The following is a 6,578-nucleotide window of genomic DNA, read 5'->3' as shown; positions in this document are numbered from 1 at the left end:
CACTTCTTAAAGCTAATCCTGTTTGATTAAAGTCAATTGATGAATAATAATTAGTAACTTCATCATAAGCATTTACAACATTAGTATCATTAAAGCAAGTTTGCTTTAAATTGATATTTAGCATTGTAAAGACTAAAATAAACAAACTAAATATTTTTATTTTATTTTTTTTGAAATCGTTATGAAATAGAATTTCTCTACGAATTTCCCCACTATTACCGCATTTCTCCATTTTGGAACCTTTGCATGGAGATTCCTGTTTCTTGCATAAAAAAACAGCAGGTGCTGTATACCTGCTGTTTTTGTGAAATTATTTTCCTGCCTTTTCAATGGCAATCTTGCTGTATTCATCCACCCACTTGTCGAACTGGCCGGATTCTGTATCCTGCTTGATGACTTCATTGATAATCTTTACCACATCGTCATTTCCCTTCTGCAGAGCCACGGCGGATACTTTCTTGGCCCCTTCAAACTGCACGTCCGCCAGGGCCAGGTCGTCGTTGTACACCAGGTACTGTTTGGATACCACCCCTTCCAGTACAATGCCGTCCAGTTTGCCGTTCTTCAGCTGGAGCACGGCATCAGGCACACTGGAAAGGCCGATGGCCGTAGCCCCTTCCACCTTCTGGGCCGTAGCTTCCTGGGTGGTGGATTTCTCGGCGCCGATGACCTTGCCCTTCAGATCAGCCATGGTCTTCAGCTTGTGCTGGTCTGCCTTCCGTACCAGAAGTTTCTGCTCCGTGGGAAGATAGAGGTCGGAAAATGCCATGGCCTTTTCTCTTTCCGGCGTAGGAGAAACGCCGCCTACTGCAATATCCACCTTGCCGGCGGTGACGGAGGACAGGAGGGCGGAGAAGCTCATATCCTGCACTTCCATAGGTACGCCCAGCTTGTCGGCAATCTGTTTGCACATTTCCATGTCAAGGCCGATGACCTTCTTGTCCGGAGACTCCGCATCCACGAAAACATAGGGCGGATAGCCGGAAGAGGTGCCCACAATGAGCTTTCCTCTCTGCTTGATGGTCTGCATGAGCTTGCTCTGTGACTGGCCGGAGGCGGCGCCGCTTTTGGCAGTGGAAGAGTCTCCGCAGCCGGCGGCAAGCATGGTGCCTGCCAGAGCCGCTCCCAGCAGTATGTATTTCATTGTTTTCTTCATGGTCGGTCCCTCCTTCAGGGAATTACTTGGACTGTGCGTTGGTTACCGCTTTCTTCGTCATTTCATCCACCCATTTATCAATGTTTCCATTTTCCTGGTTTTCTTTAATGACTTCATTAATTACAGCAGTCACATCATCGCTTCCTTTAGGCACTGCCACCGCGGAGCCTCCGCTGTATTTTTCAAAATAAATATCCGCAGGCGCCAGGTCGTCATTGGTGACCAGGTACTGGCCGCCCACAATATTCTGCACCGGCACCGCATCCACCTTCCCCTGCTTCAGTTCCAGCAGAGCGTCAGGCACCTTGGCCAGGGCCACGATCTGGGCATCGGGAATCTGTTCGGTGGCCAGCTTCTCCTGGATGGTAGATTTCTGTACTGCTATTTTCTTCCCTTTGAAATCGGCCAGGGTCTTGTATTTTCCTTCATCTTCCTTACGAATAAGGAGCGTCTGCTTCCCTTCCAGATAATTATGGGAGAAGTCCACCGTCTTCTTTCTTTCATCGGTGGGGTTGATGGCGGAAATGGCAATATCCACCTTGCCGGTGGTGATGGAAGAAAGGAGGGACTGGAAGGTCATGTCCTGTACTTCCAGCTTCACTCCCAGCTTCTTAGCCACCGCTTCCGCCAGCTTCATGTCAATGCCGTCAATCTTTTTCTGATCCTTCACCGAAGTATCCAGAAATTCATAGGGCGGGAATCCGGAGGCCGTGCCTACTACCAGTTTACCATCCTTTTTTATTTTCTGCATGAGGGCGCTCTGGGAAGCACTCCCTCCCTGTGATTTAGCAGGCTGTGAACTGCCGCACCCTCCCAGTACCACCATGCCGGCTGCCGCCAGCGCCAGAATTGCTGCTTTAACCATCTTCTTCATCATTACGCCTCCACATAAAAATACTTTATTTTTTATAAATATACAACTATGCGTATGAAAATGCAAGAGGATGATTTTGTGAGGCATGGCACCGGAGCTTTTCATCCCGGCAGGAAACTGTTTGCGAAAAGTTTCCTATCCGACAGGACGCTATGGTGTTTCTTACCGGCAGGAAACTATTCGCGTATAGTTTCCTATCCGGCTTGACACTATGGTGTTTCTTACCGACAGGAAACTGTTTGCCAAAAGTTTCCTATCCGACATGACGCTGCAGTATTTCTTACCGACAGGAAACTGTTTGCGTATAGTTTCCTGTCCGGCTTGACGCTACGGTGCTTCTTACCGACAGGAAACTGGTTGCGAAAAGTTTCCTATCCGACATAACGCTACAGTGTTTCTTACCGACAGGAAACTATCTGCGAAAAGTTTCCTATTCGGCTTGACTCTATGGTGTTTCTTACCGGCAGGAAACTATTCGCGTACAGTTTCCTATCCAGCTTGACGCTGCAGTATTTCTTACCGGCAGGAAACTGTTTGCCAAAAGTTTCCTATCCGACATGACGCTGCAGTATTTCTTACCGACAGGAAACTGTTTGCGTATAGTTTCCTGTCCGGCTTGACGCTACGGTGCTTCTTACCGACAGGAAACTGGTTGCGAAAAGTTTCCTATCCGACATAACGCTACAGTGTTTCTTACCGACAGGAAACTATCTGCGAAAAGTTTCCTATTCGGCTTGACTCTATGGTGTTTCTTACCGGCAGGAAACTATTCGCGTACAGTTTCCTATCAGGCTTGACGCTATGGTGCTTCTTACCGGCAGGAAACTATTCGCCTGCAGTTTCCTATCCGACATGACACTATAGCGTTTCATTCCGACAGGAAACTATTCGCCTGCAGTTTCCTATCCGACATGACGCCATGGTGCTTCTTACCGGCAGGAAACTAAAAGCCGACGGGCAGGGCCGTCGGCTTTTTCGTTATTTCTTATTTTTTTCGTAAAGCACAAGAAGACCTTTCAGTGTAAGCATGGGATCCACCACGTCGATGGTTTTGGAGGACTTGGCAATGAGGGTAGCCAAGCCGCCGGTGGCAATGACTTTTACGTTTGGTTCGTTCAGTTCTTCCTTGATGCGATTGACGATTTCATCGATCTGGCCTACAAAGCCGTAGTAAATGCCGGCCTGCATGGCGGAAACGGTGTTGCGGCAGATGATTTTCGGTGTTTTCACCAGTTCGATGCGGGGCAGCTTGGAGGCTCTCTGGAAAAGGGCTTCCATGGAAATACCAATGCCCGGCGCCACAGCGCCGCCCAGGTAATTGCCCTTGGTATCCACCACGCAGAAGGTGGTGGCAGTGCCCATGTCGATAATAATGAGGGGGCAGTCGTATTCCGCAATGGCGGCTACCGCATTGACAATACGGTCGGCGCCCAGTTCCTTGGGGTTATCGTAGAGAATATTAAGGCCTGTCTTGATGCCCGGTCCCACCATGATGGGTTTTGTATGGAAGTAACGCTGGCACATGGTTTCCAGAATAGGAATGATAGGCGGAACAACGGTGGAAATGATAATATCTTCCACGTCCTTGAATTCCAGTCCGTTCAGCTGGAAAAGGGTGCCCAGAAGGGCTGCATAGCCGTCGGCGGTCTGCAGGGTATCTGTAGCCACCCGCCAGTGGCGGATCAGTTTCCTTTCCTTGTATACACCGCATACAATATTCGTATTTCCTACATCAAAAGCAAGAAGCATGTGAATCTCCTCCGGAATCGGGCCTATAAGGCGCCATTAAAATTTCATCAAGTGTATAATGCAACAAAGTTTCCATTCTGTCAAGGGAAATCATAACAAATGATAGATTTTTGGCCAGAAATTCATATGATTAGGTCCATTCATAACTTCCAGAGCATAGAAAAGGCCGGCAGACAGGCTACCGGCCTTTTCAGTTTCCCAGCGGGATGAACAGCAGCGGCGTCATGCCGGATGGGAAACTTTTCACCAATAGTTTCCTGCTGATATGAATACCCTCAGCGTCATCCCGGACAGGAAACTTTTCGCATACAGTTTCCTACTGAGATGAATACCCTCAGTGTCATGTCGGATGGGAAACTTTTCACCAATAGTTTCCTACCGATATGAACAGCAGCGGCGTCACGCCGGACAGGAAACTTTTCGCATATAGTTTCCTGCTGATATGAATACCCTCAGTGTCATGCCGGATGGGAAACTTTTCACTAATAGTTTCCTGCTGCGATGAATAGCAAAAGTGTCATGTCGGATAGGAAACTATAGGCGAATAGTTTCCTGCCGGTAAGAAGCACTGTAGCATCATGTCGGATAGGAAACTTTTCGCAACCAGTTTCCTGCCGGTAAGAAACACTGTAGCGTCATGTCGAATAGGAAACTTTTCGCAACTAGTTTCCTGTCGGTATGGATAGCAGCAGTGCCAAGCCGAACAGGAAACTTTTCACTCTCAATGTTCCATGGTAGGATAATATCCCGCCTGGTTCAGGGACTGACGGATGCGGGTACCGCAGATGACGCCCAGGATGACCTTGATGAGGTCGAAGACCACGAAGGGGAATACGGTAAGGGTCAGCGCGGTCCAGAGGGGCATTTCCTTGCCGAGGCCGAAGTGGAAGTATCCCATGAACCAGATGGTACCCAGGGCATAGCAGCAGATAAGCCCCAGTACGGCAGAGGAAACCTGCCGGAGGAAATGGCCTTTTTCAGCCAGACGGAAGCCGGAAATCCAGGCCATCACCACAAAGCCCAGGTAGAAGCCGCCTACAGGAGAAAAGAAAATGCCTGCGCCTGCTTTCCCCATGGTAAGGATGGGAATGCCCAGAAGGCCCAGCAGGAGCCATACGCCGATGGAGATGGCGCCCCATTTCCTTCCCAGCACACCGCCTGCCAGGGCACATACAAAGCTCTGCAGAGTAATGGGCACGGGGCCGATGGGGAATGTGAACTGTGAAAGCACTGCCATAATCGCTGCAAAAATAGCGGCGCTGATAATATTATGCATTTTTCCTTTTTCCATGAAACTCTTCTCCTTTTCTTATGACCGTCCGTGTATCAGACATGAAGAGTGAAATGCCCGGAACGGCTGAAACCTGTGAAGGAAGCACTGTACTCTTTTAAGCGCTCCTTCTCCCCAGGGAAGCACTGATTCATTCATAGAGTCTGCTTTCATAAGAATAAAAGCAGACAGTGATTGAATCAGCGCTTCCCTAAATGGAGAGATTTATCTTTTAGGGATGGGCGCATCCACCGGGCGGATGGAAACATCGCCTGCAATGACGCGGGTCATATGGGTGCCTGTATCTACCATGAGGCAGCCGTCTTTATCAATGTCCACCGCTTTTCCTGTGTAGCTTTCGTTTCCAAAAATAACCCGTACTTCCTGCCCCAGGGTAATGGAAAGGGCGCGCCAGTCATCCAGCACCTTTTCAAAGCCTTCGGTCTGGGCGATGTGGTACTCTTTTTCCAGTTCGGCCAGCACGGCAGCCAGAAGATCTTTTCTGGAAACGTCGATGCCTTCATTGAGGAAGGACGTAGATGTTTCGCGGAAAGCTTCCGGGAATTCACTCTTCTTCATACCGGTATTGATGCCGATACCCATGATGATATAGTCGATTTTTTCCATGGATGCGGACATTTCTGTCAGGATGCCCACCATTTTTTTGCCATGGTACAGGATATCGTTAGGCCACTTGATGCCTGCATCCTTCAGTCCCAGACGACGGATCCCCCGGCACACGCCGATGGCTGCCAGAAGGGTGCACTTGGACGCTTCCATAGGGAAGAATTTCGGTCTTAAAATCAAAGAGAACCAGACGCCCTTGGCAAAGGGGCTATAGAATCCCCGGGTCAGCCTTCCATGGCCGCTGGTCTGCTCCTCTGCCACCACAATGGTGCCTTCTTCCGCCCCTTCCCTGGCAATTTTCTTTGCTTCCTCATTGGTGGACCGGGTGGAGGACATATAAACCACATGGCGTCCGAAAGTTTCCGTATGAAGGGCACTGTCGATTTCCAGCGGCGTCAGCAGGTTCGGTGCATAAATCAGCCGATACCCCTTTCTGGTGCTGGATTCAAAAATATATCCTCTCTCTTTCAGTACTTTAATATGCTTCCAAATGGCCGTGCGGGAAACATGGAGATCTTTGGAAATCTGTTCTCCTGAAACAAACTCCCCATTGGCCTTCCTGAAGTAATCCAGGATTTCGTTTCTCATAAAACGCCTCCCATAAAAAGACTATTCCCTGTGAACCATATATCAGATTCTTTACTCATTATAAACAGTTGTAAACTATTCGTCAACCTGTAAAGTTAGTAGTATTAACATTATGGGATGAAAAGTTTCCTATTCGGCTTGACACCATGGTGCTTCTTACCGGCAGGAAACTGGTTGCGAAAAGTTTCCTATCCGGCTTGACGCTACGGTGCTTCTTACCGGCAGGAAACTGGTTGCGAAAAGTTTCCTATTCGGCTTGACGCTACGGTGCTTCTTACCGACAGGAAACTATTTGCCAAAAGTTTCCTATCCGG

Annotated in this window: 6 protein-coding genes; all 6 read right to left on the bottom strand. The window is 48.8% G+C overall.

Annotation, left to right across the window (positions count from 1 at the left end):
• Positions 1-232: hypothetical protein (locus tag Q0482_RS06630; protein WP_299144876.1), on the bottom strand; the 232-nt coding region annotated here is incomplete at its 3' end.
• A 78-nt stretch (positions 233-310) separates the two neighbouring features.
• Positions 311-1,156, bottom strand: a complete 846-nt coding sequence (locus tag Q0482_RS06625) for a transporter substrate-binding domain-containing protein (RefSeq protein WP_299144874.1) — start codon at positions 1,154-1,156, stop codon at positions 311-313.
• A gap of 22 nt (positions 1,157-1,178) precedes the next feature.
• Positions 1,179-2,033: a transporter substrate-binding domain-containing protein gene (locus Q0482_RS06620; RefSeq protein WP_299144869.1), complete on the bottom strand. Its 855-nt coding sequence runs from the start codon at positions 2,031-2,033 to the stop codon at positions 1,179-1,181.
• A 975-nt stretch (positions 2,034-3,008) separates the two neighbouring features.
• Entirely contained in the window at positions 3,009-3,779 is a 771-nt protein-coding gene (locus Q0482_RS06615) for a type III pantothenate kinase (protein ID WP_291055315.1), read from the bottom strand.
• A 721-nt stretch (positions 3,780-4,500) separates the two neighbouring features.
• Positions 4,501-5,070, bottom strand: a complete 570-nt coding sequence (locus Q0482_RS06610) for a biotin transporter BioY (protein ID WP_299144868.1) — start codon at positions 5,068-5,070, stop codon at positions 4,501-4,503.
• A 204-nt stretch (positions 5,071-5,274) separates the two neighbouring features.
• Positions 5,275-6,264, bottom strand: coding sequence for a biotin--[acetyl-CoA-carboxylase] ligase (locus Q0482_RS06605; protein ID WP_299144866.1), 990 nt, complete (start codon positions 6,262-6,264; stop codon positions 5,275-5,277).
• Positions 6,265-6,578 lie beyond the last annotated feature (314 nt).

It is taken from the genome of uncultured Dialister sp. (assembly GCF_937959425.1).
GTDB lineage: Bacteria > Bacillota > Negativicutes > Veillonellales > Dialisteraceae > Dialister.
This window is presented reverse-complemented; position numbering and strand designations above follow the sequence as displayed.

What these genes read in the sequence shown, in the direction of transcription:
- Q0482_RS06625 (WP_299144874.1), bottom strand. Translation starts at nt 1,156, where the DNA reads ATGAAGAAAACAATGAAATACATACTGCTGGGAGCGGCTCTGGCAGGC.
- Q0482_RS06620 (WP_299144869.1), bottom strand. Translation starts at nt 2,033, where the DNA reads ATGATGAAGAAGATGGTTAAAGCAGCAATTCTGGCGCTGGCGGCAGCC.
- Q0482_RS06615 (WP_291055315.1), bottom strand. Translation starts at nt 3,779, where the DNA reads ATGCTTCTTGCTTTTGATGTAGGAAATACGAATATTGTATGCGGTGTA.
- Q0482_RS06610 (WP_299144868.1), bottom strand. Translation starts at nt 5,070, where the DNA reads ATGGAAAAAGGAAAAATGCATAATATTATCAGCGCCGCTATTTTTGCA.
- Q0482_RS06605 (WP_299144866.1), bottom strand. Translation starts at nt 6,264, where the DNA reads ATGAGAAACGAAATCCTGGATTACTTCAGGAAGGCCAATGGGGAGTTT.